The following is a 24,878-nucleotide window of genomic DNA, read 5'->3' on the forward strand; positions in this document are numbered from 1 at the left end:
TAGGGAAGAAGTTCCTGGAGTGATGCTGAGAGTCGAGCGAGGCAGACGCGCGTTGCATAATATTTACGCTCAGCCGGAACAATCGGGAGCGTTGCTCCGTTTGATCTATAAGACTGAACTTACGGTTCGAACCCCTTTCAAGGAGGCAGCTCTTCATGACTCAGCCGGACCACGCTCGTGATGCGGGCAACGAAGAAAACGTTGACCGCGGTAGCCGCCGAAATCAGACCAATGACAATCCGTCGGCGGACCTCGTGCGCGTGTACCTCAACGGTATCGGCAAAACGGCCCTGTTGAACGCTGAGGAAGAGGTCGAGCTGGCCCAGCAGATCGAGGTAGGCCTTTACGCCCAGCACCTGCTGGACGACCCGGAGGTCACGCTCACCCGCGCCAAGAAGCGTGACATGAAGATCCTGGCCAAGGAAGGGCGCAAAGCGCGCTCACACCTGCTGGAAGCCAACCTGCGCCTCGTGGTCTCGCTGGCAAAACGGTATACGGGGCGCGGAATGCCGCTGCTGGACCTGATCCAGGAAGGCAACCTCGGGCTGATCCGTGCCATGGAAAAGTTCGACTACGCCAAGGGGTTCAAGTTCTCCACCTACGCCACCTGGTGGATCCGCCAGGCCATCACACGCGGGATGGCGGACCAGTCGCGCACGATTCGCCTACCAGTCCACTTGGTGGAGCAGGTGAATAAGCTCTCGCGCATCCGCCGCGAGATGTACCAGTCCCTGGGCCGCGAACCTACGAATGAGGAGCTCTCCGAGGAGTCCGGCATCGAGGAGTCCAAGATTGAGATGCTGCTGCGCCAGTCGCGCGACCCGGTGAGCCTGGATATGCCTGTCGGCGCGGACGAGGAGGCGCCGCTCGGTGACTTCATCGAGGACGCTGAGGCGACGGACGCCGAAGACGCTGTGGTCTCGACCCTGCGCCACGACGACATCGAGGACATCATCGCAGGCCTGGAGGAACGCGAACAGGACGTGATTCGCCTGCGCTACGGCCTGACCGACGGCGTGCCGCGCACCTTGGACCAGATTGGCCGCCAGTTCGGCCTGTCGCGCGAGCGCGTGCGCCAAATTGAGCGCGAGGTTATGGCCAAGTTGCGCGTCGGCGACCGCGCCGACCGGCTGCGCGACTACGCCTAGGGCACCGCGCGTACACTTGCAGGGCTTGGATGGTCTGTGCGCGAAATGACTCGCGCAGACCGTCTGCACAGAGTGACTCAGAGGGAGAGGCAGCATGCGTGATCTCGTCGACACGACCGAGATGTACTTGAGAACTGTGTACGAGCTAGAGGAAGAAGGCATCACGCCCCTGCGCGCGCGCATCGCGGAGCGCCTTGAGCAATCCGGCCCGACCGTCTCGCAAACGGTCTCGCGCATGGAGCGCGACGGCCTGCTCGTGGTCCAGCCGGACCGCTCCCTCGCGCTTACCCCGGCGGGGCGCCAGCGCGCCACCGCAGTGATGCGCAAGCACCGCCTGGCCGAGCTGCTGCTGACCGACGTCCTACAGCTCAACATCGCGCAGGTCCACGACGAAGCGTGCCGATGGGAGCACGTCATGAGCGAGGACGTGGAGCGCCGCGTCGTCGCCGTGCTGGGCAACCCGACCCGCTCCCCGTTTGGCAACCCGATCCCGGCGTTGGAAGAGCTCGACGCCACGCCGAGCTCCGAAACCGCGTACGGCACCCGCGCGAGCGACCTCGAGCTCGACGGCCCGACCGAGGTCACGGTGGTGCAAGTGAGCGAGATCTTGCAGCAGCTCTCCGCAACCGTCTCCCCGACTGTCGGCGTCGCGTCCTTCGTCGGCTCGCAGGTCACCCTCGAGCAGCACGACGGTGGCGCGATCATGCTCACCACCAAGGACGGCGAACGCGTCGAACTCTCACCCGAACTCGCGCACGCACTGCGCGTCACCCCAGTGGAGGATTAACCCGTGAAGCTTGTAGTCACCGGCGGTGCCGGCTACGTGGGCAGCGTATGCGCTGCTGTGCTCGTCGAGGCTGGCCACGACGTCATCGTCATCGACGACTTCAGCACCGGCAACCGCGACGCCGTCCCCAACGAGGCAACGTTGGTCGAGGGCCATATTTCCGACGTCATCGACCGCGTCCTGTCCGCCGGCGACGTCGACGGCGTGCTCCACTTCGCCGCGCGCTCGCTGGTCGGCGAATCCATGGAGGTTCCCGCCGAGTACTGGCGCGACAACCTCGAGGTCTCACTCACCTTGCTCAACGCGATGCGCGCACACGGCGTGCACTCGCTCGTGTTCTCCTCCACCGCCGCCACCTATGGCGAGCCGGAGGCAGTGCCCATCACCGAGGACGCCCCAACCCGCCCCACCAACACCTACGGGGCGACGAAGCTGTCCATCGATTACGCCATCACCTCCTACTGCCAGGCCTACGGCATCGGCGCGACGAGTCTGCGGTACTTCAACGTTGCCGGCGCGTACGGCGACTATGGCGAGCGTCACCGCACCGAGACGCACCTCATCCCCATCGTGCTGCAGGTTGCCCTCGGCCAGCGCGACGCCATCAAGATGTTCGGCGACGACTGGCCCACCACCGACGGCACCTGCGTTCGCGATTACATCCACGTGAGGGATCTTGCCGACGCCCACGTGCTCGCACTCGAGGCGAATACCCCAGGCACCCACGAGATCTACAACCTTGGCTCCGGCGACGGCTACTCCGTCCGCCAGGTCGTCGAGATGTGCCGCGAGGTCACCGGCCACGAGATCCCGGCCGAGGTCGCACCCCGCCGCGCCGGCGACCCGGCCGTGCTCATCGCCTCTTCGGACAAGATCAAGCGCCAGCTGGGCTGGAACCCCACGCGCACCGACCTGCGCACCATCGTCCAAGACGCGTGGGACTTCACCTCCGCCCGCCACGGGGGTGCTTGAGTCACGCCGCCTGCTCGCGGAGCAGGTCGTCCCACGACTCGCGGCACCCGGCGAGTGCGGTGTTGACCATCCCTTGCCACTCGCCGATCGCCATCAGCTGGCGCTGCACCGCGGACAGCGAATGCCCTGGCACCTCGTCCTGGGCCGCCCGCAGCGCCGCGAACGCCCACGGCTCCAGGTCCGACGCCGCCGCTGCGAGCGCCCACAAGCTCAGCGCGTTCGCACGGATGACGCCCGTAAAGTTTCGCGCGATGAGCAGCAGCGCCTGAGCGGCCGTCGCGGAGTGCTCGAGGACGTCCTCGACGAGACAATCGCGCAGCTTGCTGCGGGACAGCAGCGAGGCCAGCAGGACGATCTCATCGTCGTCGCGGAAGCAGTCGCTCAATTGCAGCGGCCGGCGTGACGTCCCCGCCGGAAACTCCGGGTTGCCCGCGCCGCCATGGATGAGGGTCACGCAGCCGTCCTCGATCTGGTTGATGGCGTCCCACCTGTCGCCGCAGCCCTCGCCGGCGCCTGCCGGGTGCGGCGCGAGTTGTTGGACGAGACGGCGGCCGGAGTGATACGCGGCGTCGTAAAGCGCGCGGCATCGGCGCAGGTCACCGGAATTGTCGGATTCGAAGAAGAGGTGCATGTCCTCGCGACGAAGCTCTGGAAGCATGCCGTTGTCGAGCAATCCGCGCATGGTTGGCGCGTGCACGATCGACGGCACGGTGCCGGAGAAGTACGAGGCGGGGGCGGCGGTGCGCTCGTGGTGTGCGGGGAAGAGTTGGGGGCTGGTGGCGTCGAAAAGCAGGGTGTAGGGCGTGCCCGCGGCGATCTCGGAGACGTGCCAGCACGCGGCGAGCGGCGGGAGGTCGAGCTGGGTATCCAGGGACTGGAGGAAGTAGGCGGTTTCCATCGCCAAATCCGAGTTCGGGATGCGGGTGATGATGACGGCGAGGTGGAGGTCCTGGTGGGCGTCGAAAAGCGCCCGCAGCCCGAACGCGATCTGCTCCTCACTCGCCAGATCAGCGCGCACGATCGGGCCGACCGTGTACGAGGTGGAGTCCTCGCCGGCGTGGCTCAGGCCAATGAGGACGAGGGATTCTTGCGGGTAGAAGCCGAGCGCGCCTGGGATGCAGGCGATGAGTTCGGCGGGGCCGTACGGCGGGTTGTTGGGGCGGTGGTCATTGGCGTCAAAGTTTCGTGATTGCTTCATACATATTGGACGCAAAAAGCACCGCCTCGGTTCCCTCGTCCGGGAAACTTCTTTGCTGCGGTATCATTGTTGCCACCTTGGCGCGGGACGCGTGGAATAGTTTCACCCCTGGCGTAGTTGTCTTTGATAATGCGAAAAGGTACGCCACCCGGCATTTGTCCGGGCAATGTGGCGTACCGCGAGATCATTTGGGAGGAAGCACATGTCTGATACGTCTCGCATGTATGAACTGGAATACCCGGCGCCCTCCGTCGGCGAGGAATCCGCGAACGGCCCGGCGCTCGTGGTGGCAATGCAGGGTTACGCCGACGCCGGCCACGCCGTCGAGGGAGCCGCCGAGCACCTCAAGGCGGCGCTGGACTCCCGCACGCTCGCCACGTTTAGCAACGATGAGCTCATTGACTACCGCTCGCGCCGCCCCGCGGTGACCATCGCGCAGCACGAGATCACGGACATCGATGACCTGCAGCTGGACCTGCGCGTGCTTCGTGACGAAGCAGGGCGCTCCTTCCTCCTCCTGTCCGGCCCCGAGCCCGACCTGCGGTGGGAGGCGTTCAGCGAGGCCGTGAGCGACCTGGCGCAGCGCTTCGGCGTCGCGCAGACGATTTGCCTCTACGCGGCGCCGATGGGCGCCCCGCACACCCGCCCGCTGGTCGTCTCGGCGCACGGCAACAGCAGCGAGCTGGTGGGCAACATGTACACCTTCGACGGCATGGTCACGGTACCCGGCTCTGCATCGATCCTCATCGAGCGCGCCCTGCACAAGCGCGGCAAGCCCGTCGCCGGGTTCACAGCGCACGTGCCCCACTACGTGGCGTCGTCCCCGTACCCGCACGCGACGTTCCAGCTGCTCCAGTCCATCGAGGACGCGACCAAGCTGAAGTTCCCGCTGCGCGCGCTGGAGTCGGACATCACGCGGGTGTCGCAGCAGCTGGCCGAGCAGATGGCCGGTTCCGACGAGATCGCCCACGTAGTCCACGCGCTGGAGGAGCACTACGACAAGGAGATCAGTGACTACCGCGAGCGCCACCCGCAGGCCATGATGCCGGGCGAGGCGCAGGTGCCGAGCGGCGAGGAGATCAGCGACGCGTTTGAGAACTATCTCACCGCCATCGAGGACCGCGACCGCGTGCTCGGCCAGGACGAACAGCAGCTGAGCCTGCCGTTCGGCGACGACGAGAACAATTTGCTGATGGACCACTTCCTCATCGACCCTGAAGACCCGGCAGACCCGGAAAAACCGGACGACGACGAGTAAGTTTCGCCCCTCGGCTACGGTGGTGAGCGTGACTTTATCTGACTTGCTCGCCGATCTCGCCGACGTCCCCGCACCGCTTCTCGACGAAGCCGCGTGGGACTCCTTCCTCTCCTGGACCTCGTCCCGCGGCATCTCGCTGTACCCGGCGCAAGAGGAAGCGTCGCTTGCGCTGCTCGCCGGTGACAACGTCATCCTCGCCACCCCCACCGGGTCCGGCAAGTCCATGGTGGCCAACGCGGCGCACTTCATCGCCCTGACCCGCGGGCAGCGCACGTTCTACACCGCGCCGATCAAGGCGCTGGTCAGCGAGAAGTTCTTCGCCCTGTGCGAGATCTTCGGCGCCGAAAACGTCGGCATGATGACCGGCGACGCGACAGTGAACGGGTCTGCGCCGATTATCGCGGCGACGGCGGAGATCGTCGCAAATATTGCCCTGCGCGAGGGCAAGGACGCGAAGATCGACCAGGTGGTCATGGACGAGTTCCACTATTATTCCGAGCCCGACCGCGGCTGGGCCTGGCAGGTGCCGCTCCTCGAGCTGCCGAAGGCCCAGTTCCTGCTCATGTCTGCAACGCTCGGCGACACCGCCTGGCTGGAGAAAGACCTCACCTCACGCACGGGCCGCCAAACCACCTACGTCGGCGGGTCCGAGCGCCCCGTGCCGCTCGATTTCCACTACGTGTTCACCCCGGTCCACGAGACGATCGAGCAGCTTCTCGACGATGGCAAAGCCCCCATCTACGTCGTCCACTTCTCCCAGCGCGAAGCTACCGAGCGCGCCCAGGCGCTGACCAGCCTGAAGATCATCACCGACGAGGAGAAGCGGCGCATCGCCGAAGAGATCGGCTCGTTCCGCTTCACCACCACCTTTGGCAAGACGCTGTCCAAACTGGTGCGCCGCGGCATCGGTATCCACCACGCCGGCATGCTGCCCAAGTACCGCCGCTTGGTGGAGCGGCTCTCACAAACCGGCCTGCTCAAAGTGATCTGCGGTACCGACACGCTGGGCGTGGGCATTAACGTGCCGATCCGCACCGTGGTGATGACCGGCCTGGCCAAGTACGACGGGACGCGCCAACGCATCCTCAAATCCCGCGAGTTCCACCAGATTGCCGGCCGGGCCGGGCGCGCCGGCTACGACACGGAGGGCACTGTCGTCGTAGAGGCGCCGGAGCACGAGATTGAGAACGTGAAGCTGCGCAGGAAGGCCGGCGACGACCCGAAGAAGCGCAAGAAACTGCGGAAGAAGTCCGCCCGCGACGGCGAGGTCTCCTGGTCCGAAGACACGTTTAACCGGCTCACCACCGCGGAGCCGGAGGAGCTGACCAGCCAGTTCAGCGTGTCCAACTCGATGCTGCTCAACGTGGTGGCCCGCCCGGGCGACGGCTACGAGCACATGCGCCACCTGCTGCGCACCAACCACGACTCGCGGGCGAAGCAGAACCGAGACATCCTCACCGCGGTCGGCCTGTTCCGCGGGCTGATCAACGCGGGCGTCGTCGAGCGCACGCCCGACTCGCCCGCATTCCGCCCCTACACGCTCACCCGGGAACTGGACCGCGACTTTGCGCTCAACCAGCCGTTGTCACCGTTCGCGCTCGCGTTCCTCACCATCTTGGACCCCGAGTCCGACACCTACGCGCTCGACGTCATCTCGACGTTTGAAGCAATTCTCGACGACCCCCGCCAGCTCCTCCAGGCACAGCAATCCGCCGCCCGCGGCGAGGAAATCGCCGCGCTTAAGGCGGACGGCGTGGACTACACCGAGCGCATGGCGCTCATCGAGGACGTCACCTACCCGAAGCCGCTTGCTGACGAACTCGACGAGGCCTTCGATACCTTTTGCCAGGGCAACCCGTGGGCGAAAGAGTTCGAGCTCGCGCCGAAGTCCGTCGTGCGCGACATGATCGAACACGCCATGACGTTTTCCGATCTCATCGCCACGTACGGCCTCGCGCGCAGCGAGGGCGTGGTGCTGCGCTACCTCACCGACGCGTGGCGCACGCTGTCCCATTCCATCCCAGAAGCCAACATGAACGAGGAGCTCGAGGACATCATCGTGTGGCTCGGGGAGTTGATCCGCCAGGTGGACTCGTCGCTCATCGACGAATGGGCGCACATGGCCGACGAAGACTCCCCCATCGACCAGGCGACGCTGGACCGCGAGCTGGCGTTCGGCGTCGAGGACCCGAACGCCCTCACCGCCAACCGGCGCGCCTTCACCATCATGGTCCGCAACACCTTCTTCCGTCTGGCAGAGCTCTTCGCGCTGGAGAAGGAGCGCGAGCTGGACGAGATGTTCGACTACCTTGACCCGGACGCGCGCCCCGACTTCCCCGCCGGGATGGACGACTACTTCGCCGAGTACGACGACGTCGACACCGGTCCCGACGCTCGTGGACCTGAGTACTTCCGGCTTGGCGACACCACCGGGCGCACCTGGGAGGTCACCCAGATCCTCAAGGACCCGGAGGGCGACAACGCGTTCCAATTCCACGGCGTTGTGGACTTGGACGCCTCCGACGAGGCGGGAGAAGTCCGGCTCCGATCTTTGGAATTGCGGGAGGGGTAGCTCTTTTGGGGGTGGCGTGGCGTCGATAAGCATGCCCCTTTTCTGTGGATAGACAGGTACGTGAGCTGGGCTTTTCATGCGCGCAGCTGCATAACTTGCACAATATGCAGTGCGTAAAATTCACCCAGCGAACGTGACATTCACCTCACTGGCGTGCGGTACATTGTTGTTCCAAACACAATCCGACAATTTGTGAGGAGTAACACAATTGACTCGTGCGCTCGTGATCGGCGCAGGCATGACAGGCCTGTCCACCGCATGGTTCCTGCAGGAATACGGGTACGACGTTGAGGTCGTAGACAAAATTGGCGTCGCGGGCGGCTCCTCGTGGGGCAACGCCGGCTGGCTCGCGCCCGGCAAGACGATCCCGTTGTCCAACTCCAGCCTCTGGGCCTACGGGCCGACCGCGCTCTTCGATCGCAACGCCGCGCTCTCCGTCCCCGTGCGCGTCGACCCGAAGCTGTGGGCGTTCTGCGCGCAGTTCATGGCGCACGCCACGCAGCGCGCGTGGGACAAGACCATGGCCGGCCTGACCCCTGCCGACATGGCCTCGCTCGCCGCCTTCGACGACCTCGAAGCGGGCGGCGTGACCTCAAAGTCCTACCGCTCGCCGTACATCATCGGCTTCGAGTCACAGTCGCAGGCCAAGGGCTTCCTCAAGGAGGTCGACGGGGCCATCCGCCACGGCCAGGAGATCCCGTTCGAGCCGATTTCGCTTGACGACGCCCGCGAGCACGCCCCCATGCTCACCGACAATGTCAAGGCGATCTACCGCATGCAAGGCCAACGCTTCATCGAGCCCGGTCCTTACTGCCAGGCCATCGCCGACTCGTTCACCGCGCGCGGCGGCACCATCACCACCGGTGCCGAAGTGACCAAGGTGACCTCCACCCGCAAACCGGCCGTGCAGCTGTCCACGGGCGAATGGAAGCCTGCCGACGTCGTCGTGATCGCCACCGGCGCGTGGATGCCCGCTCTGGCGCGCGAGCTGGGCGTCACCACCATGGTGCAGGCGGGTCGCGGCTACTCGTTCAGCGTGGAGACGGAGACCGTGCCCGAGTGCCCCGTCTACCTGCCGGAGCAGAAGATCGCCTGCACGCCGTACCAGGGCCGCCTGCGCGTGGCGGGCACGATGGAGTTCCGCGGCCCCGACGAGGCGTTCCAGCCGGGCCGCGTCGCCTCCATGATCCATGCGACGAAGCCGATGTTCCGCGGCATCGACTGGGACGACCGCCAGGACGAGTGGGTCGGCTCGCGCCCCGTGACCCCGGACGGCCTGCCGCTCGTCGGTGCGACCAAGGTGCCCAACGTGTACACCAACGGCGGCCACGGCATGTGGGGCATCGTCCTTGGCCCGGTGTCGGGCAAGATGCTGGCCAAGCAGATCGCCACCGGCGAGGTGGACCGCACCATCGAGCCGTTCGACCCGCTGCGCAGCCCGTTCGCCGGCCTGTAGGCCGCCGCCTTTCGGGCATGCTTGCCCGCGCGCCGGGGTTGCTGGCGCGCGGGCTTTTGCGTTGGGGGGAGTTAGTCGGGCGGTGTGCGGCTGGGCGCGCGGGCGGTGTGGTCGGTGCCGGTGGGGGTGGCGTTTCCGTATGGCGAGACGTAATAGATCTGTCCGTCCCGCCGTTCGGTGTGGCCCCGGGCGCCGGTCGCGGCCTGCGAGTTGTGGTACTGGCACAACCAACCAAGGTTCGCGGGCGTGGTATCGCCGCCGTGGCGGTGTTCGCTCATGTGGTGCGCCTGGCAGCGTGTGGCTGGTACGGTGCAGTCTTTCCAGGTGCACGTGGTGGCGTCGGCAAGCATGATCTCGCGGTGTTTCGCCGAGGCAAAACGCGCGTTGTAGGCGTTGACTGGCCCGTCCATTGTGCCGATGAGGATGATGCTGCCAAGCTCATCGAGTTGCATGCGCACGAATTCTTCGCCGGTGGTGATCACCCCGTTGGCGAAGTGGACTTCTACGTCGTCGCCGGTGCCGGTGATGATGCGCTGGTAGTCGCCGAGGTCCAGGTTGGCGGTAACGCGTACGAGGTAGTCGGCTTTGGGGCAGTCGTTTGCCAGCCAGCCGGTGATGTTGTTGTTCGCCGCGTCGTAGACGCCTTGGATGGCCAGGGCGGGCCCGGTGATGCGCAGAGTGGCCATGCCGTCGCCGTGGTGGGTCACGCGGGCTTTTTCGGTACGCGGGGGCGCAGGCTGGAGCTCGGCTTTCAGTTCGTTGGCAACGCGGGTGATGTGGGTTAGGTCGCCGGGGGTGTTGCACAGGGTGTCGATGTAGGTCCAGCGGGCGGTGGTGTCGGTGATGGTGCGGGCGCTGCGGGCGATGTAGGCGAGGGTGTCCAGGCGGTGCTGGTTGGTTGCGGCGCCGGTGTGGGCGCGGCGTTGGTAGGCGGTGTGGCTGGTTGTGCCGCACAGTACGGTTGCGGCGGTGTGGAGTTGGCGGGCGCGGTCGCGTGGCAGGCCGAGTCCGGTGAGGTCCTCGAGGGTCATGCCAGCGGCCGCCGCGACAAGTTGCATGCCGCGGCGGTCGATGGATACGAGGTCTGCCAGTGCGTTCATGGCAGCCACGTTACCGGCTCTGAGCTGGGGAAACAATGGGTTGTGAGGATTCACCCATTTTCGGCCCGGGAGGGAACCGCGGGCCGGTTTGGTGCGTCTAAATAGGGTTAGGGGTTTGCGTGGCGTCGATAAGCGAGCTGCTAGCGCGCTGCCTCGATCTCGATGGCCTGGGCGACGGCCTGCACGACGGCGCCGACCTTGACGCCCTCCCAGATCTGCTCCTTGGTCAGGCCCTCCTCGCGCAGCGTGTTCGCGTGGGCGACGCTGCAGTGCTCGCAGCCGTTGATCGCGGAAACGGTGAGGGACCACAGCTCGAAGTCGGCCTTCTCCACACCCGGCTTGGAGATGATGTTCATGCGGAGGCCGAACTTGACCTGCGCGTAGTCGTCGCCAAGCCAGCCCTTGGCGCGGTAGCCGACGTTGTTCATCGCCATCACGGTGGCGGCGCCGAACGCAGCGTTGAGGGCCTCCTCGGAGAGGTGCTCCTTCGCCTCGTCGGTAATTTCGGAGATGACGGTCGCGTTGCGGGTCGCGGCGGCAGCGGCGACGAGCGCGCCCCACAGCTGCTGCTCGCTCAGCTCGGTCGAGCGGGTCAGCGAACCGAGGTTCAGCTTCTGGTCCTTGGCGTACTCCGGCAGAGCGCCGCGCAGGTTATCAATAGACATTGGGTGTCCTTTCGTGTGATTGGTGGTAAGTAGACAAGCGCCCCGCCACTCCAGCGGTGCGGAGCGCGGGGCGGCTTCGGGCGAAGAATCGCGCTACTTCAGGGCGTCCTGAACCACGGCCATCTTGTCGATGTTCTTGGTCGGATCGTTCTTCTGCCAGTCGCAGGCGCAAACCTCCTCGGACTGCAGTGCGTCGAGGACGCGCAGGACCTCGTCGACGTTGCGGCCGACGGCGTCCGGGGTGACGGACACGAACTGGACGATGCCGTCCGGGTCGATGATGAAGGTCGCGCGGTCGCACACGCCGTCAGCGTTCTCGACGCCGAGAGCACGGATCAGGTCGTGGCGGACGTCGGCGAACATCGGGAACGGGATGTCCAGCAGGTCCTCGTGCGTTGCGCGCCAGTTGAAGTGGGAGAACTCGTTGTCCGTGGAGCCGCCGAGCACCTGGGTGTCGCGGTCCTCAAACTCCTCGTTGAGCTTGCCAAAGGCGGCAATCTCGGTCGGGCATACGAAGGTGAAGTCTTTGGGGTAGAAGAAGACGATCTTCCACTTGCCCTCGTACTTGTCCAGGGAGACCTGCTCGAAGTAGTCGTCCGGGGAGGACGCGTCTGCTTCCTTGAGGTTGCCGCCCTTGAGCGCGGTCAGGTTGAACTCCGGGAAACGCTCCCCAACAGTCATGATCGGCATAGTGATTCCTCCATATACATAGGGTGAATTTGCGTACTGTGACGCAGTTAGTCACGAACACGTTCTCACGTCTTCTGCCACCCGAGTATGCCACAGCCCACCCGGAAGCTCAACAACAAAACCTATAAAGGTGCGGTATGGTGATAGGCATGAGCAATAAGGAATATAAACCGACGCTCGCGCAGCTGCGCACCTTTGTTACGATCGCGGAGAACAAGCACTTCGGCACCGCCGCGGCCAAGCTCGGTATCTCGCAGCCGTCGTTGTCGCAGGCCCTCGTCGCGCTCGAGGGCGGGCTGGGTATCCAGCTCATCGAGCGTTCGACGCGCAAGGTCATCGTCACCGCCGCCGGCGAGGAGCTCCTCCCCTACGCCACAACGACCCTCGAGGCCGCCGATTCCTTCGTCGCCCACGCGCAGGGCGCCCACGGCGTACTCAACGGCCCGTTGACCATCGGGATGATCCCCACGGTCGCCCCGTACCTTCTGGCGGATCTCCTGCCGCGTCTGCGGTCCGAGTACGAGAACCTGCAGCCGCGCATCGTGGAGGAACAGACCGAGCGTTTGCTCGAGCAGCTTCGCGACGGCCGCATCGACCTCGCCGTCCTCGCCCTCCCCACCGAGACGCCCACACTCACCGAACTGCCACTCTACGACGAGGAATTCGTCGCCGTCACCCACGAGGATGACGCGCTCGCGGGGCGTCGCGACCTGCCGCTCGCCGCCCTCGAGGAGCTCGACCTGCTGTTGCTTGACGACGGCCACTGCCTCCGCGAACAAATCGTCGACCTGTGCAAGCTGGCGAATGTGTCTCACCCCGCCGCCAACCAGTCGGTGACGCGGGCAGCGTCGCTCACCACGATCATGCAGCTCGTCGGCGCTGGTTTCGGCTCAACGCTGGTGCCCAAGTCCGCCGTGGCCAGCGAATGCACCCGCCCCGGGATCGGGCTGGCGACCTTCGCCACCGGCGTTGGGGCGCAGCGCACCATTGGGCTTGCGTACCGGGCGTCGTCAAGCCGCGCTGAAGAGTTCGAGGCCCTGGGCGAACTGGTGAAGGCCGCGTACGCGGAGGCCGCCGCGCGCGGAGATGCAGCGCTCACGCATTGAGCTACTAAGCTGGTCCAGCAGTGATGAAGAAGGATCCAGACAATACGGACGCGCCGAGCCCACTGAGCAAGGACGAGCTGTACCGCCAGCTCGACTCGGTGCCGATCAACCAGGAGCGCCGGTTCCGGCGGCGGCTTTCCAAGGCCAAGGCGCCGCAGGCGCTCGCCGCGATCGGGGCGGACATTGCGGAGGCGGCGCGTGGCGTCGAGAAGCGAAATGCCCTCGTGCCCGCCATCGAGTACCCTGAGCAGCTGCCCGTTTCCGCGCGGCGCGACGACATCATGGAGCTGATCCGCGACAACCAGGTCGTGATCATCGCTGGCGAGACGGGCTCGGGCAAGACCACGCAGATCCCGAAAATGCTGCTGGAGATGGGGCGCGGGCGACGCGGGCTGATCGGACACACGCAGCCGCGCAGGATCGCCGCGCGCACGGTGGCCGAGCGCATCGCCGACGAGCTGGGGCAAAAAATTGGTCAAACCGTCGGCTACGCCATCCGCTTCGACGACAAGGTGTCGGACTCTACCGCCGTGAAGCTGATGACGGACGGCATCCTCCTCACGGAGATGCAGCGCGACCGTTTTCTCAACGCCTACGACACGATCATCATCGATGAGGCCCACGAGCGCAGCCTGAACATCGATTTCCTCCTCGGATACCTCAAGCGGCTCCTGCCGAAGCGGCCGGACCTCAAAGTCATTGTCACCTCGGCGACGATCGACCCGGAGCGCTTCGCCGCGCACTTCGCGGCCGCAGACGGCACGCCCGCGCCAATCATCGAGGTCTCGGGCCGCACCTACCCGGTGGAGATCCGTTACCGGCCGCTCGTCGAGCAAGTGGAGACGAAGTCGGGCACGAAAGACGTGGACATCGACATGATTGACGGCGTCGTCGATGCCTGCAAGGAGCTCATGGGCGAGGGCAAGGGCGACATCCTCTGCTTCTTCTCATCAGAGCGCGACATCCGCGACTGCATGGAGGCGCTGGAGAAGCAGCACTGGCGCGGCGTGGAGGTCGTGCCGCTGTTCGGGCGCCTCTCCAACGCGGAACAACACCGCGTGTTTTCCCCGCACTCCGGCCGCCGCATCGTGCTGGCCACCAACATCGCGGAGACCTCGCTGACCGTGCCGGGGATCCACTACGTGGTGGATACCGGGCTGGCCCGTATCTCTCGCTACTCCACCCGCACGAAGGTACAGCGCCTGCCCATCGAGGAGGTTTCGCAGGCCAGCGCGAACCAGCGATCGGGCCGCTCCGGACGTACCGCCGACGGCATTGCCATCCGCCTGTACTCGGAGGAAAACTTCGAGGCGCGGCCCGAGTTCACCGACCCGGAAATCCTGCGCACCAACCTGGCCAGCGTCATTCTGCAAATGATTTCGCTGCGCCTCGGCGACATTTCCGAGTTCCCGTTTATCCAGCCGCCGGACCACAAGGCAGTCCGCGACGGTCTCCTGCTCCTCCACGAGCTGGGCGCGCTCACCGACAAGGAGCGCGGCGGCGCCCCCGTCTTGACGGACATCGGCCGCGACCTCGCGCGCATCCCCGTCGACCCGCGCATGGCGCGCATGCTCGTCGAGGCCAACACCCTTGGCGTGCTCGATCGCGTCACCGTGATCGTCGCCGGCATGACCATCCAGGACGTGCGCGAACGCCCCCTGGAGTACCAGGCACAGGCGGATCAGGCGCACGCACGCTTCAAGGATAAGACGTCCGACTTCCTCTCCGTGCTCAAGCTCTGGGACTACATCAACGAGTCCCGCGACGAGCTGTCGGGCAACGCGTTCCGCAAACGGATGAAGCGCGAGTTCCTGCACTACATGCGTATCCGCGAGTGGTACGACCTGGTGCGGCAGCTGCGGGATGTGGAAAAGCAGTTGGGGTGGATTGTGCGGGCGTCGCAAAGCACTCAAGGCGACGGCGCAGCAGACGCCGACGCCGTGCACAAATCGCTGCTCACCGGCCTGCTGTCTAACATCGGCGCGCGCGACGGCAACTCGAAGGAGTTCCAGGGCGCGCGCGGCACCCGCTTCCTCGTCTTCCCCGGCTCGAGCCTGAGCAAGAAGCCGCCGGAGTTCCTCATGGCCGCGGAACTGGTGGAGACCTCGCGGCTGTGGGCGCGCGACGTGGCCAAGATCGAGCCGCAGTGGGTGGAACGCGCCGCGAAAGACCTGCTCAAACACAGCTATTCCGAACCGGTGTGGTCGCGCAAGCGCTCCGCGGCGATGGTGCACCAGAAGTCAATGCTTTATGGCGTCACGATTGTGCGCGACCGGCTCGTTCCGTACCACAAGGTGGATCCGGAGGCAGCGCGCAGCATGTTCATCCGACACGCGCTGCTGGAGGGCGATTGGAACCGCCACCACACGTTCATCGAGCACAATGACGCCCTGCTCGCGGAGGCCTCCGAGGTGGAGGAAAAGGTCCGACGCCGCGGCCTCGTGGTCGACGAGGACACGCTGTTCGAGTTCTACGACGCCAAGCTGCCCGCCGACGTGACCACCGCGCGGCACTTCGACTCCTGGTGGAAGAAGCAGCGCCGCACCGACAAGCGCTTCCTCGACTTCGACCCGGAATCGCTGCTTGACGACACCGGCACCGACACCTCAGCCACCGCCTTCCCCGAGACTTGGCGACAGGGATCGATCAACTACGACCTGCGCTACAAATTCGAGCCCGGCGACCCGTTCGACGGCGTCACGGTCGAGGTCCCGGTCCCGCTGCTCGCAGGCCTAAGCCCGGATGGCTTCGACTGGCTTGTACCGGGGCTGCGCGAGGAGCTCATCACCGAGCTCATCCGCTCGCTCCCCAAGGCCATTCGCACCACCGTCGTCCCCGCGCCCGACTTCGCGCAGCGCGCCCTGCCCCTCCTCGAAGACGGGCAGCCGCTTGTCGACGCCCTCGCGTCCGCCCTCCAGTCACTGGGGGCCTCCGGGGTCAACGGGTCAGACTTCTCACCGACTCGACTCCCGGCGCACCTGACCATGACGTACGCCGCAATTGACAAGCGCGGGAAGGTTGTCGACCACGACAAGGACCTTGCCGCGCTGAAGAAGCGGCAGGCGGGCAAGATCCGCTCGTCGGTGTCAAAGGCGAGCCGGGCAGCGGAGTCCAAGGCCGTGGCGAAGTGGACGGCGGACTCCCTGGGCGAGGTGCCGGCGACGGTGCAAACCACCATTGATGGCAATAGCGTCGACGCGTTCCCCGCGCTGGAGGCTACCCGCGACGGCGTGCGCGTCACGGTCTTCCCAACGAAGGCTGCCGCGGACGCGTCGATGATCACCGCGACCCTCACGCTGCTGATCCGCGAGATTTCGGTGTCTGCGCAGCAGATGACCAAGGGGTTGCCGCTGCGACAGAAGGTGGCGGTGGACCAGTACCCGCACGGTGGCGCGAAGGGGCTCGTGGAGGATGCGCGGGTGGCCGCGATTCGCGACCTGATGATGCAGCACGGCGGCCCCGTGCGTACTCCGGAGGAGTTTTCGGCGCTCGTGGCCAAGGTGTCGCCAGAAGTTCCTGGCGCGGTGCGGCGCATGGTGGTGGGCATCGCCCCTGGGCTCGTCGCGTACACGAACATGGCGCAGGAGCTGTCGCAATGGGAAGGTCCCGCGATTGATGACATGCGTTCGCAGCTCGAGTTTTACCTCCCCCGCAACGCGTTGACCAGGCACGGACTGACCCACCTCCAGCACATGCCGCGCTACATCGAGGCTATCCGGATTCGCCTTGAGGACATGCGCGTGGATCCCGACCGCGATGCGGACCGGCAGGCAATTGTCGACGGCGCGAAGTCGTACCTTGCCGCCAGGTTGGCCAAGCTCCCCGCCGGGCGGGAAAAGACTCGCGCCTACAAGGACGTGTTGTGGAGGATTGAGGAACTGCGCGTGAGCGTCTTCGCGCAGCGCCTTGGCACGCCGAAGCCGGTCAGCGCCCGGCGCATTGAGAAGATGGTAGACAAGCTGACCTAGCGGCGTGAGCTACAGACTCAACCGGCTCAGAAGTCCTCTTTGTCGCGCCGCCGCATCAGACGAATCTCTGATTCGAAGTCGTCGGCGCTCTCGAACGACTTGTACACGGACGCGAAGCGCAGGTAGGCGACCTCGTCAAGCGCGCGGAGCGGTTCGAGCACCGCGAGGCCGATTTCGTGCGCGGGGATCTGTGAGCTGCCGTGGGAGCGCACGATCTCCTCGACCTGTTGCGCGAGTCGTTTGAGCGCGTCGTCCGACACGTCGCGCCCCTGGCAGGCACGCCGCACGCCGACGATGAGCTTGTCACGGTCAAACGGCTCGCTGATCCCGTTGCGCTTCACCACCGTCAGCACTGCCTTTTCCACGGTGGTGAATCGCCCCCCACATTCGGTGCACTCACGACGCCGGCGGATTGCTGATCCTCCTTCAATGATGCGGGAGTCCATCACACGCGAATGATCGTTGTGGCAAAACGGACAGTACATTGCAGGCTCCCGCTCCTCGCTGTTCTGGGTACGCCCCGGGGACGTGCGCCCGGGCTTGCCTCCTCAATGTACCGTCCCCCGCGCCGCTTCCCTAGCGGGCGCCAGCGACGTATTGGGCGGAGACTTGGTGGCTCATCGACGCGGTGTCGTCCGAGAACGCACCGCCCACGATCGACCCGATCACCAGCGCGGCGCTCAAGCCCAGTCCCACGAGCACGCTCTCGCGCTTTTCGCGGTGGGATTCGAACCGATCGTCCGCTCGGTCTGGCCACTGCGCCGGATCACCCCTCCCCACATCAACGGCCATTATCGAATTACTGAGCGTTCGAACATGCTCAGCCCCACACCGCCGAACACCACGGGTTTCAATGTCCCACTCGTCAGCACGAGCCGGCATGGAAGCCACCTCGAAGCGAGTAGTAGAAGCACCGTAACTACCATTTTGCATCATCGTCATAAGTTCATTCCTTTCACGTTCACCGCAATCTTACGAACCGAACCAACACTGTCGAACGGAATACCGTTCAGGCGTTCGATGTCGGTTGCATGTTCGATTTATAGCAGGCACGTCAGAGCTTGTCTAGCGGGCGGGTTGAGAACTCGAACATGTTTGCCCGATCTGGTAGGTTGTGCAGTGCGTAGTTAGCGCGAATAAACTCACACACAGTCACCATCAAAGGAGCACCTCATGGCCCGCAAAAAGGCTGATGCCAAGGATTTGGACATCTCGACGCTGTCTGATCGTCAGCGGCGAATTTTGGAAGTAATTCGGGACGCCGTCGTCCTTCGCGGCTACCCGCCAAGCATTCGCGAGATTGGCGACGCAGCTGGGTTGCAGTCCACCTCGTCCGTCGCCTACCAGCTCAAAGAGCTTGAAAAGAAGGGCTTCCTGCGCCGCGACCCGAACAAGCCTCGCGCGGTCGACTTGCGCCATCTCCCCGACGCACCCGGCAAGAAGCCGAAGCCGAGCACGGACACAAACGTGCCGGAGGATGCGTCGACTCCGCGCTACATCCCAGTGGTCGGCCAGATTGCCGCCGGGTCGCCGATCCTCGCAGAGGAGAACGTGACGAGCTACTACCCGATGCCGGAGGATCTTCTCGGCGACGGCGACCTGTTCATGTTGCAGGTCGTCGGCGAGTCGATGCGCGATGCCGGCATCCTCCCCGGCGACTGGGTCGTCGTTCGCTCCCAGCCCGTGGCAGAGGAGGGAGAGTTCGTCGCAGCCCTGCTCGACGGCGAGGCGACGGTGAAGGAGTTCCACAAGGATTCCAGCGGCGTGTGGCTCCTCCCCCACAACGATGCCTACTCGCCTATTGACGGCACCAATGCGGAAATCATGGGACGCGTCGTCTCCGTGTTCCGCACCATGTAGCACCTCCACCCTGAACACACGCCCGCAGCGATCCCTCGCGCGGGCGTTTTTCTTGTTTGTAGCTCACCTCCGCTTATCACCTTCAACCACTGTGACGATTTCCGGATATGTGGCGGGTGCTGCCCCCGCTTCGGGGGAGTCGGGCACAACAACAACCAATCGGGCACCAATCAATGCGACAATGACAGGTATACGTTTTCCCGTCTTACATCCCGACATACTGAAGGAGCGCCGTGTACGCAGAAGAACGCCGGCGACAAATTGCCTCCCTCACCGCGGTTGAAGGTCGAGTCAATGTCACTGAGCTGGCCGAAAAGTTTGGAGTCACCGCGGAGACGATCCGTCGCGACCTGGCTGTGCTCAATGACGAGGGCATTGTCCACCGCGTGCACGGTGGCGCCGTAGCGAGCCAATCCTTTCTCACCACCGAGTTTCCGCTTGAAGCCCGCTATCGCGCCGCGTCCACGGCCAAGATGGCGATCGCCCGTGCAGCGCTCCAATTCCTCCCGGACCGGCCGGACCGATCTCTCTTCCTCGACTCTGGCACAACCATCAATGGTCTGGCCGAGATTATTGCCAAGCACCCCTCGGCCAAAGATTGGCACATCGTGACCAACTCGCTGCCCACCTCCCTCGACCTGGCAAGCGCGGGTTTGGAAAGTGTGCAGCTACTGGGTGGAACCGTTCGTGCGATCACCCAAGCGGTCGTCGGAGACATCGCGCTTCGCTCCATCGCCATTCTGCGCGCCGACGTCGCCTTCATTGGCACCAACGCATTGACCATTGATCACGGGCTCTCCACGGCCGACCCCCAAGAGGCCGCGATCAAGAAGGCGATGGTCACAAACGCGCACAAGGTGGTGGCGATGTGCGACTCGACCAAGCTCGGAAACGACTACCTGGTGAGCTTCGCCCGCCTGAGCGAAGTCGATGTGCTGGTGACCGACTCGGAGGCGCCAAAGTCCTTCATCGATGAACTCGTCGCACACGGCGTCGACGTCATTACCGCGTCCGAGTAAGCCCGTTTTCCCGCTCACTCGTGTGAGATCGCTTCCGAATGGTTGAAAAATCACACCTATTCGGACATACTTGGGGGGTGGCGCTTAGTGCCCGGCATCGCCAACAGACTCGCTGCGTAGGGGCGCTCTCGTGCCTCACCCCACTACATCAACAGTAGGGAGCGAATCCATGATCATCACGTTAACGCCGAACCCGAGCATCGACGCCACACTCAACGTCGATGCCGTGGCGCGCGGCGAAGTGGTCCGCGCCACCGATGCCAGACGCGAAGCCGGGGGTAAAGGCATCAACGTCGCCAACGCTGTCGCGCTGGCTGGCAAGGACGCCCTCGCGATCGCGCCGTGTGGACCACGCGACCCATTCATCAGCGCTGTCGAGCGCGCGCGCATCCCGTTCGCACCAGTGCCCATCCAGGGCAACGTGCGCACGAACACGGCGCTCACCGAGCCGGACGGCACCACCACCAAGATCAACGAGCGTGGTGCCGAGTTGTCGGGCGAGGAGCAGCGTGGCGTCGAAAAGCAACTGCTCAACCACGCACGAAACGCCGACGCTGCAGTGCTGGCTGGTTCGCTGCCGCCTGGTGCGGCGCCGGACTGGTACGCCGAGCTTGTCGCTTCCCTGCGCAAGGCTTCGCCGGATCTTGTCATTGCTGTGGACACGTCGGATGCGCCGCTGCAGGCGCTCGGGCGCAAGCTCGACGGTGCGGCACCGACCATCATGAAACCGAATTCGTTCGAGCTGGCCCAGCTCACCGGCGCGGACGGGCACGAGCTCGAGGCCGCCGCCGAGCGCGGCGAGTTCGATGCCATCATCGCCGCAGCGCGCGCCCTCGTGAAACGAGGTGTGCAGGAGGTGCTGGTCACGCTCGGTGGCGCCGGCGCGTGCCTGGTCACGGCCAACGGCGCGTGGGCGGCCTCCGCTCCCCCGATCACCGTGCGCTCCACCGTCGGCGCGGGCGACAGCTCGCTCGCCGGCTACGTGATGGCGCGAGTCGAGGGCCTCGAGCCCGCGGATTGCCTCCGCCGGGCCGTGGCCTACGGCTCCGCCGCTGCCTCCATGCCAGGCACCGGGATTCCCTCCCCGTCCGACCTGGACGTCGAGCGCACCAAAGTCTTCAGTCTTTCCAACTAATTCAATACCCATATCCTTCGCTACAGAGTAGGAACTCCTATGAACTCCCCACTCATCACACCTGACCTGGTCAGGCTGGACGTGGACTTCGGCTCCTCGCCCGCGGACGTCATCCAACACCTTGCCGGGCTCATAGAAGCCACCGGGCGCGCGACCGACGCAGGCCCCATCGCTGAAGCGGCGACTGCCCGCGAAGCGAAGGCCGGCACCGGTGTCAACGGCCGTGTGGCCATCCCGCACTGCCGCGTCGCTACGGTCAACGAGCCAACCCTTGCCTTCGCGCGCCTGTCCAATCCGGTTGATTTCTCCGGCCCCGACGGCGATGCCGAGCTGGTCTTCCTCATCGGCGCCCCCGAGGGCGGCGGCAAGGAACACCTGAAAATCCTGTCCAAGCTGGCCCGCGCGCTGGTCCGCGGTGACTTTGTGGAGAAGCTTCGCAACGCCAGCACCGAGCAGGAGCTTGTCGACGCCGTGCTGGAGGTCGTCAACGCCGAACCGAAAAAGAAGAAGCCGAAACCGGCCACGACCGATGGCGCCGCAGCCGCCGGCAGCACGGCCGTCACCGCGGGCGCTGCAGGTACCGCGGGCACTTCCGGCGCGAAGCAGGACGTCATCCGCATCGCTGCGGTCACCTCGTGTGCGACCGGCATTGCCCACACCTACATGGCGGCTGACGCGCTCACCCAGGCAGCCGAAAAGCGCGATAACGTCGAGCTCATTGTGGAGCCGCAGGGGTCGTCCGGCGGCGACCCGCTCGAGCAGTCCTTCATTGATAGCGCCGACGCAGTCATCTTCGCCCACGACGTGGCCGTGCGAAACAAGGGCCGCTTTGCCGGCAAGCCGGTCGTGGACTCCCCGGTCAAGCGCGGCGTGAACGAACCGGACGCGATGATCGACGAGGCCATCGCCGCGGTGAAGGACCCGAAGGCCCCTCGCGTCGCGGCTGCCTCCGAGTCAGCCGGCGAGGACTCCGCAACCGGTTCCTCCGGCGAAAGCTGGCCGAAGCGCCTGCAGCAGGCGATCATGACCGGCGTGTCCTACATGGTGCCGTTCGTCGCCGCGGGTGGTCTCCTGCTCGCGCTCGGCTTCCTGCTCGGCGGCTACGACATGGCCAACGGCTGGCAGGCGCTGGTCACCCAGTTCACGCCGTGGGATCTGCCGGGCCACGAGGTGACGGTTGACGGAGTCACGGCAACCTTTGAGCGCTCCGGGTGGGCCCTCTACCTCGGCGCCGTCCTCTTTGCCACGGGACAGATGGGCATGCAATTCGTCGTGTCGGCCCTCTCCGGCTACATCGGCTACGGCTTGGCCGGGCGCCCCGGCATCGCACCGGGCTTCATCGGCGGCGCCATCTCCGTCATGGTTGGTGCCGGATTCATCGGCGGCCTGGTCACCGGCCTGCTCGCCGGCGTAATCGCGTACTGGATCCAGACCTGGAAGGTGCCGCGCTGGCTCGGCTCGCTCATGCCGGTGGTGATCATCCCGCTGCTGACCTCCCTCATCGTCGGCCTGTTGATGTTCCTCCTGCTGGGTCGCCCGCTCGAGGCGCTCATGCTGGGGCTGACCGACTGGCTGTCGTCCATGACGGGGTCGTCGGCAGTACTGCTTGGCATCATCATCGGCCTGATGATGTGCTTTGACCTTGGTGGCCCGGTGAACAAGGCGGCGTACCTGTTCGGTACCGCGGGCCTGTCCGCGGGCACGGACGCCAGCTTCGAGATCATGGCGACCGTCATGATCGCCGGCATGGTGCCGCCAATCGCGCTGTCCATCGCGACCTTCCTGCGCAAGGAGCTGTTCACCCCGGCCGAGCAGGAGAACGGCAAGTCCGCGTGGCTCCTGGGCCTGTCCTTCGTCTCGGAGGGCGCGATCCCGTTCGCGGCCGCAGACCCGTTCCGCGTCATCCCCGCGATGATGCTGGGTGGCGCTACCGCGGGCGCAGTCTCCATGGGCCTGGGCGTGGGATGCCAGGCACCGCACGGTGGCGTGTTTGTCATCTTCGCCTACGACCCGTGGTGGGGCATGGTGATCGCGCTGGCCGCGGGCGTACTCGTGGCCACGTTAGCCGTGATCGCCATCAAGCGCTTCTGGCCCAACAAGGAAATCCAGAAGGCCGCCGCTGACAAGGCTACGCAGGAAAACACCGCTTCGGCGGGCGTGCAGCAGGTAGCGGCATAACCAACCCGGTGCCTACACTGGTACCCAGTAAATCAGCACTCAACCAAAGTATTTCGAAAGGACCTCATTATGGCTTCCAAGACCGTCAAGGTTGGCTCCACCGTCGGACTGCACGCACGCCCGGCAACGGTCATCTCCGACGCCGCAGGCGAGTTTGATGACGAGATCATCCTGACCCTCGTCGGTGGCGACGAGGACGACGAGACTGACGCCGCGTCCTCCCTCATGATTATGGCGATGGGCGCGGAGCACGGCGACGAGGTCACCATCACCTCCGACAACGCCGACGCCGTTGAGAAGATCGCCGCGCTGATCGAGCAGAACCTCGACGAGGAGTAGCCTCCGCGCGATCGCACAACTTCAGGCCCCTGGCACCTTCCCCGTAAAGGCCCAGGGGCTCTTTCGTGCTTATCGACGCCCCCGTAATCCCCTCCTTACCGGTACTGGCCCTCCCCGACCGCGTTGTACAGCCACCGCATGAGTGGGTAGCCGACGATGATGCCCACAGACCCGATGGCGATCCCCTCGAGCGTCACGGAGCCGACGGTGAAGGACAGGTTGCCAATGCCCACGATCAGCGCGACCGCGGCGGCAGTGAGATTGACCGGGTTGGTGAAGTCCACGTTGTTGTCCTGCCAGATGCGCACGCCCAGCATGCCGATGAGCCCATACAGGACCAGGCACGCGCCGCCGAGAACGCCGACGGGAATCGTGAAGATGATGGCGCCGAACTTGGGCACGAACGCCAGCGCGATGGCAAAGCACGCTGCCACCCAGTACGCCGCCGTGGAGTACACCTTCGTCGCCGCCATCACGCCGATGTTTTCGGCGTACGTGGTCGTTCCGGAGCCGCCGAAACCGCCGGCGAGGGTGGTGGCAATGCCGTCGCCGATAAGCGCCCTGCCCTGCAGGTCATCCAGGTTTCGGTGGGTCATCTCGGAGACCGCCTTGACGTGCCCGACGTTTTCGGCGATGAGCACCACCATCACGGGCAGCGTGACCAGGATGGCAGAAAGGTGGAATTCCGGCGAGTGGAACTGCGGCAGGCCGATAAGGGGCGCGTCGGCGATGGTGTCCAGGGCGTCGTCGGCAAGCCCGCCCGTGGCTGCGGCGTAGGCCCAGCCCACGATCACGCCGATCAGGATGCTCAGGCGCGAGATCATCCCGCGGGTCGCCACGGTGATCAGCACGATCGCCGCGAGGGTCACGCCAGCGACGGCCGGCTGTGCTTGGACGTTGCTCACCGCGGTCGGCGCGAGGTTGAAGCCGATGAGGGCGACGATAGCGCCGGTGACGGTGGGCGGCATGACCGCGTCGATCACGCGCTTGCCGGCCACGTGCACGACCGCGCCGACGGCGATGAGGAGCATGCCTGTCACCAGCACCCCGCCCAGCTGCGCGCCGATGCCGTACTGCTGGGAGGCGGACAGCGGCGCGATGAAGGCGAACGAGGAGCCAAGGTAGCTGGGCAGCCTGTTCTGGGTGATCAGCAGGAAGAGGATCGTGCCCAAACCTGAAAAGAGCAGTGTCGTGTTGACGGGGAACCCAGTCAGGGTCGGCACGAGCAGGGTCGCACCGAACATGGCCACGACGTGTTGCATGCCGATGCCGATGGTGCGCGGCCAGCTCAGCCGTTCGTCGGGTGCGACGACCGCACCGGGTTTCACGGTGCGGCCGTCGCCGTGCAGGGACCAACCATACGAAGTATTCACGCCTGGCAGTCTAGGCAGGTGTACCTAGCTGGTCCCAATCGTTTACGCAGGCAC

General features: G+C 65.3%; 20 protein-coding genes. 13 read left to right on the plus strand and 7 right to left on the minus strand.

Going from position 1 to position 24,878, the window contains the following annotated elements; all coding sequences use genetic code 11:
* Nucleotides 1-155 precede the first annotated feature (155 nt).
* The 3 genes from CKJ82_RS01115 (at nucleotide 156) to galE (ending at nucleotide 2,907) form a co-directional block, all read left to right on the plus strand.
* A complete protein-coding gene (locus CKJ82_RS01115; protein ID WP_095278973.1) occupies nucleotides 156-1,148 on the plus strand; it encodes a sigma-70 family RNA polymerase sigma factor in 993 nt (330 codons plus the stop codon).
* Nucleotides 1,149-1,242: 94 nt separating this feature from the next.
* Nucleotides 1,243-1,935, plus strand: coding sequence for a metal-dependent transcriptional regulator (locus CKJ82_RS01120; RefSeq protein ID WP_095536686.1), 693 nt, complete (start codon nucleotides 1,243-1,245; stop codon nucleotides 1,933-1,935).
* 3 nt (nucleotides 1,936-1,938) lie between these two features.
* Complete coding sequence (gene galE / locus CKJ82_RS01125; protein WP_095536687.1) at nucleotides 1,939-2,907, plus strand: UDP-glucose 4-epimerase GalE; 969 nt, start codon at nucleotides 1,939-1,941, stop codon at nucleotides 2,905-2,907.
* A gap of 1 nt (nucleotide 2,908) precedes the next feature.
* On the opposite strand, the gene CKJ82_RS01130 is transcribed toward galE, so the two are convergent.
* On the minus strand, nucleotides 2,909-4,105 hold the full coding sequence (locus CKJ82_RS01130; RefSeq protein ID WP_095536688.1) for a DUF4192 domain-containing protein: 1,197 nt from the start codon (nucleotides 4,103-4,105) through the stop codon (nucleotides 2,909-2,911).
* Nucleotides 4,106-4,307: 202 nt separating this feature from the next.
* Between CKJ82_RS01130 and CKJ82_RS01135 the strand changes: the two genes are divergently transcribed.
* The 3 genes from CKJ82_RS01135 (at nucleotide 4,308) to CKJ82_RS01145 (ending at nucleotide 9,391) form a co-directional block, all read left to right on the plus strand.
* A complete protein-coding gene (locus CKJ82_RS01135; protein WP_095534735.1) occupies nucleotides 4,308-5,363 on the plus strand; it encodes a PAC2 family protein in 1,056 nt (351 codons plus the stop codon).
* A 28-nt stretch (nucleotides 5,364-5,391) separates the two neighbouring features.
* Nucleotides 5,392-7,935 (plus strand): DEAD/DEAH box helicase, encoded by a 2,544-nt coding sequence (locus CKJ82_RS01140; RefSeq protein WP_240510635.1) that lies wholly within the window; start codon nucleotides 5,392-5,394, stop codon nucleotides 7,933-7,935.
* Nucleotides 7,936-8,173: 238 nt separating this feature from the next.
* A complete protein-coding gene (locus CKJ82_RS01145; RefSeq protein WP_165765356.1) occupies nucleotides 8,174-9,391 on the plus strand; it encodes an NAD(P)/FAD-dependent oxidoreductase in 1,218 nt (405 codons plus the stop codon).
* Nucleotides 9,392-9,462: 71 nt separating this feature from the next.
* Here CKJ82_RS01145 and CKJ82_RS01150 read toward each other — a convergent pair whose 3' ends face one another.
* From CKJ82_RS01150 to CKJ82_RS01160, 3 genes are all read right to left on the minus strand, one after another.
* Nucleotides 9,463-10,491 carry an HNH endonuclease signature motif containing protein gene (locus CKJ82_RS01150; RefSeq protein WP_095536690.1) on the minus strand — a complete coding sequence of 343 codons (1,029 nt, stop codon included), beginning with the start codon at nucleotides 10,489-10,491 and terminating at the stop codon, nucleotides 9,463-9,465.
* 140 nt (nucleotides 10,492-10,631) lie between these two features.
* On the minus strand, nucleotides 10,632-11,156 hold the full coding sequence (gene ahpD, locus CKJ82_RS01155; protein WP_095277227.1) for an alkylhydroperoxidase, AhpD family: 525 nt from the start codon (nucleotides 11,154-11,156) through the stop codon (nucleotides 10,632-10,634).
* A gap of 93 nt (nucleotides 11,157-11,249) precedes the next feature.
* Complete coding sequence (locus CKJ82_RS01160) at nucleotides 11,250-11,846, minus strand: peroxiredoxin (RefSeq protein ID WP_095277230.1); 597 nt, start codon at nucleotides 11,844-11,846, stop codon at nucleotides 11,250-11,252.
* Nucleotides 11,847-11,995: 149 nt separating this feature from the next.
* Between CKJ82_RS01160 and CKJ82_RS01165 the strand changes: the two genes are divergently transcribed.
* Complete coding sequence (locus CKJ82_RS01165; protein WP_095536691.1) at nucleotides 11,996-12,952, plus strand: hydrogen peroxide-inducible genes activator; 957 nt, start codon at nucleotides 11,996-11,998, stop codon at nucleotides 12,950-12,952.
* A gap of 23 nt (nucleotides 12,953-12,975) precedes the next feature.
* Complete coding sequence (gene hrpA / locus CKJ82_RS01170) at nucleotides 12,976-16,920, plus strand: ATP-dependent RNA helicase HrpA (RefSeq protein WP_095536692.1); 3,945 nt, start codon at nucleotides 12,976-12,978, stop codon at nucleotides 16,918-16,920.
* 26 nt (nucleotides 16,921-16,946) lie between these two features.
* On the opposite strand, the gene nrdR is transcribed toward hrpA, so the two are convergent.
* Entirely contained in the window at nucleotides 16,947-17,405 is a 459-nt protein-coding gene (gene nrdR / locus CKJ82_RS01175) for a transcriptional regulator NrdR (RefSeq protein WP_095277238.1), read from the minus strand.
* Between the two features lie 91 nt (nucleotides 17,406-17,496).
* Entirely contained in the window at nucleotides 17,497-17,712 is a 216-nt protein-coding gene (locus CKJ82_RS11575) for a hypothetical protein (protein ID WP_133063988.1), read from the minus strand.
* Between the two features lie 381 nt (nucleotides 17,713-18,093).
* Here CKJ82_RS11575 and lexA point away from each other — a divergent pair, with 381 nt between their 5' ends.
* From lexA to CKJ82_RS01205, 5 genes are all read left to right on the plus strand, one after another.
* Entirely contained in the window at nucleotides 18,094-18,780 is a 687-nt protein-coding gene (lexA, locus tag CKJ82_RS01185; RefSeq protein WP_095277243.1) for a transcriptional repressor LexA, read from the plus strand.
* A 233-nt stretch (nucleotides 18,781-19,013) separates the two neighbouring features.
* A complete protein-coding gene (locus tag CKJ82_RS01190) occupies nucleotides 19,014-19,799 on the plus strand; it encodes a transcriptional regulator SugR (RefSeq protein ID WP_095536694.1) in 786 nt (261 codons plus the stop codon).
* A gap of 169 nt (nucleotides 19,800-19,968) precedes the next feature.
* Nucleotides 19,969-20,934 carry a 1-phosphofructokinase family hexose kinase gene (locus tag CKJ82_RS01195; RefSeq protein WP_095536695.1) on the plus strand — a complete coding sequence of 322 codons (966 nt, stop codon included), beginning with the start codon at nucleotides 19,969-19,971 and terminating at the stop codon, nucleotides 20,932-20,934.
* A gap of 39 nt (nucleotides 20,935-20,973) precedes the next feature.
* Nucleotides 20,974-23,112: a PTS fructose transporter subunit IIABC gene (locus tag CKJ82_RS01200; protein ID WP_095536696.1), complete on the plus strand. Its 2,139-nt coding sequence runs from the start codon at nucleotides 20,974-20,976 to the stop codon at nucleotides 23,110-23,112.
* A gap of 69 nt (nucleotides 23,113-23,181) precedes the next feature.
* Complete coding sequence (locus CKJ82_RS01205) at nucleotides 23,182-23,451, plus strand: HPr family phosphocarrier protein (RefSeq protein WP_095277256.1); 270 nt, start codon at nucleotides 23,182-23,184, stop codon at nucleotides 23,449-23,451.
* Nucleotides 23,452-23,546: 95 nt separating this feature from the next.
* Here the strand turns inward: CKJ82_RS01205 and CKJ82_RS01210 are convergent, their stop codons facing one another.
* Nucleotides 23,547-24,824, minus strand: a complete 1,278-nt coding sequence (locus CKJ82_RS01210; protein ID WP_095536697.1) for a uracil-xanthine permease family protein — start codon at nucleotides 24,822-24,824, stop codon at nucleotides 23,547-23,549.
* Between the last annotated feature and the right edge of the window lie 54 nt (nucleotides 24,825-24,878).

This window comes from Corynebacterium gottingense, from assembly GCF_002285125.1.
Classification (GTDB): Bacteria; Actinomycetota; Actinomycetes; order Mycobacteriales; family Mycobacteriaceae; genus Corynebacterium; species Corynebacterium gottingense.

Excerpts from the sequence above, each read along its gene's own strand:
- lexA (WP_095277243.1), top strand. The coding sequence starts at position 18,094 with ATGGCCCGCAAAAAGGCTGATGCCAAGGATTTGGACATCTCGACGCTG.
- nrdR (WP_095277238.1), bottom strand. The coding sequence starts at position 17,405 with ATGTACTGTCCGTTTTGCCACAACGATCATTCGCGTGTGATGGACTCC.
- CKJ82_RS01150 (WP_095536690.1), bottom strand. The coding sequence starts at position 10,491 with ATGAACGCACTGGCAGACCTCGTATCCATCGACCGCCGCGGCATGCAA.
- CKJ82_RS01135 (WP_095534735.1), top strand. The coding sequence starts at position 4,308 with ATGTCTGATACGTCTCGCATGTATGAACTGGAATACCCGGCGCCCTCC.
- CKJ82_RS11575 (WP_133063988.1), bottom strand. The coding sequence starts at position 17,712 with ATGGCCGTTGATGTGGGGAGGGGTGATCCGGCGCAGTGGCCAGACCGA.
- CKJ82_RS01130 (WP_095536688.1), bottom strand. The coding sequence starts at position 4,105 with ATGAAGCAATCACGAAACTTTGACGCCAATGACCACCGCCCCAACAAC.
- CKJ82_RS01205 (WP_095277256.1), top strand. The coding sequence starts at position 23,182 with ATGGCTTCCAAGACCGTCAAGGTTGGCTCCACCGTCGGACTGCACGCA.
- CKJ82_RS01145 (WP_165765356.1), top strand. The coding sequence starts at position 8,174 with ATGACAGGCCTGTCCACCGCATGGTTCCTGCAGGAATACGGGTACGAC.
- CKJ82_RS01115 (WP_095278973.1), top strand. The coding sequence starts at position 156 with ATGACTCAGCCGGACCACGCTCGTGATGCGGGCAACGAAGAAAACGTT.
- ahpD (WP_095277227.1), bottom strand. The coding sequence starts at position 11,156 with ATGTCTATTGATAACCTGCGCGGCGCTCTGCCGGAGTACGCCAAGGAC.
- CKJ82_RS01120 (WP_095536686.1), top strand. The coding sequence starts at position 1,243 with ATGCGTGATCTCGTCGACACGACCGAGATGTACTTGAGAACTGTGTAC.
- CKJ82_RS01160 (WP_095277230.1), bottom strand. The coding sequence starts at position 11,846 with ATGCCGATCATGACTGTTGGGGAGCGTTTCCCGGAGTTCAACCTGACC.
- CKJ82_RS01165 (WP_095536691.1), top strand. The coding sequence starts at position 11,996 with ATGAGCAATAAGGAATATAAACCGACGCTCGCGCAGCTGCGCACCTTT.
- CKJ82_RS01200 (WP_095536696.1), top strand. The coding sequence starts at position 20,974 with ATGAACTCCCCACTCATCACACCTGACCTGGTCAGGCTGGACGTGGAC.
- CKJ82_RS01195 (WP_095536695.1), top strand. The coding sequence starts at position 19,969 with ATGATCATCACGTTAACGCCGAACCCGAGCATCGACGCCACACTCAAC.
- hrpA (WP_095536692.1), top strand. The coding sequence starts at position 12,976 with ATGAAGAAGGATCCAGACAATACGGACGCGCCGAGCCCACTGAGCAAG.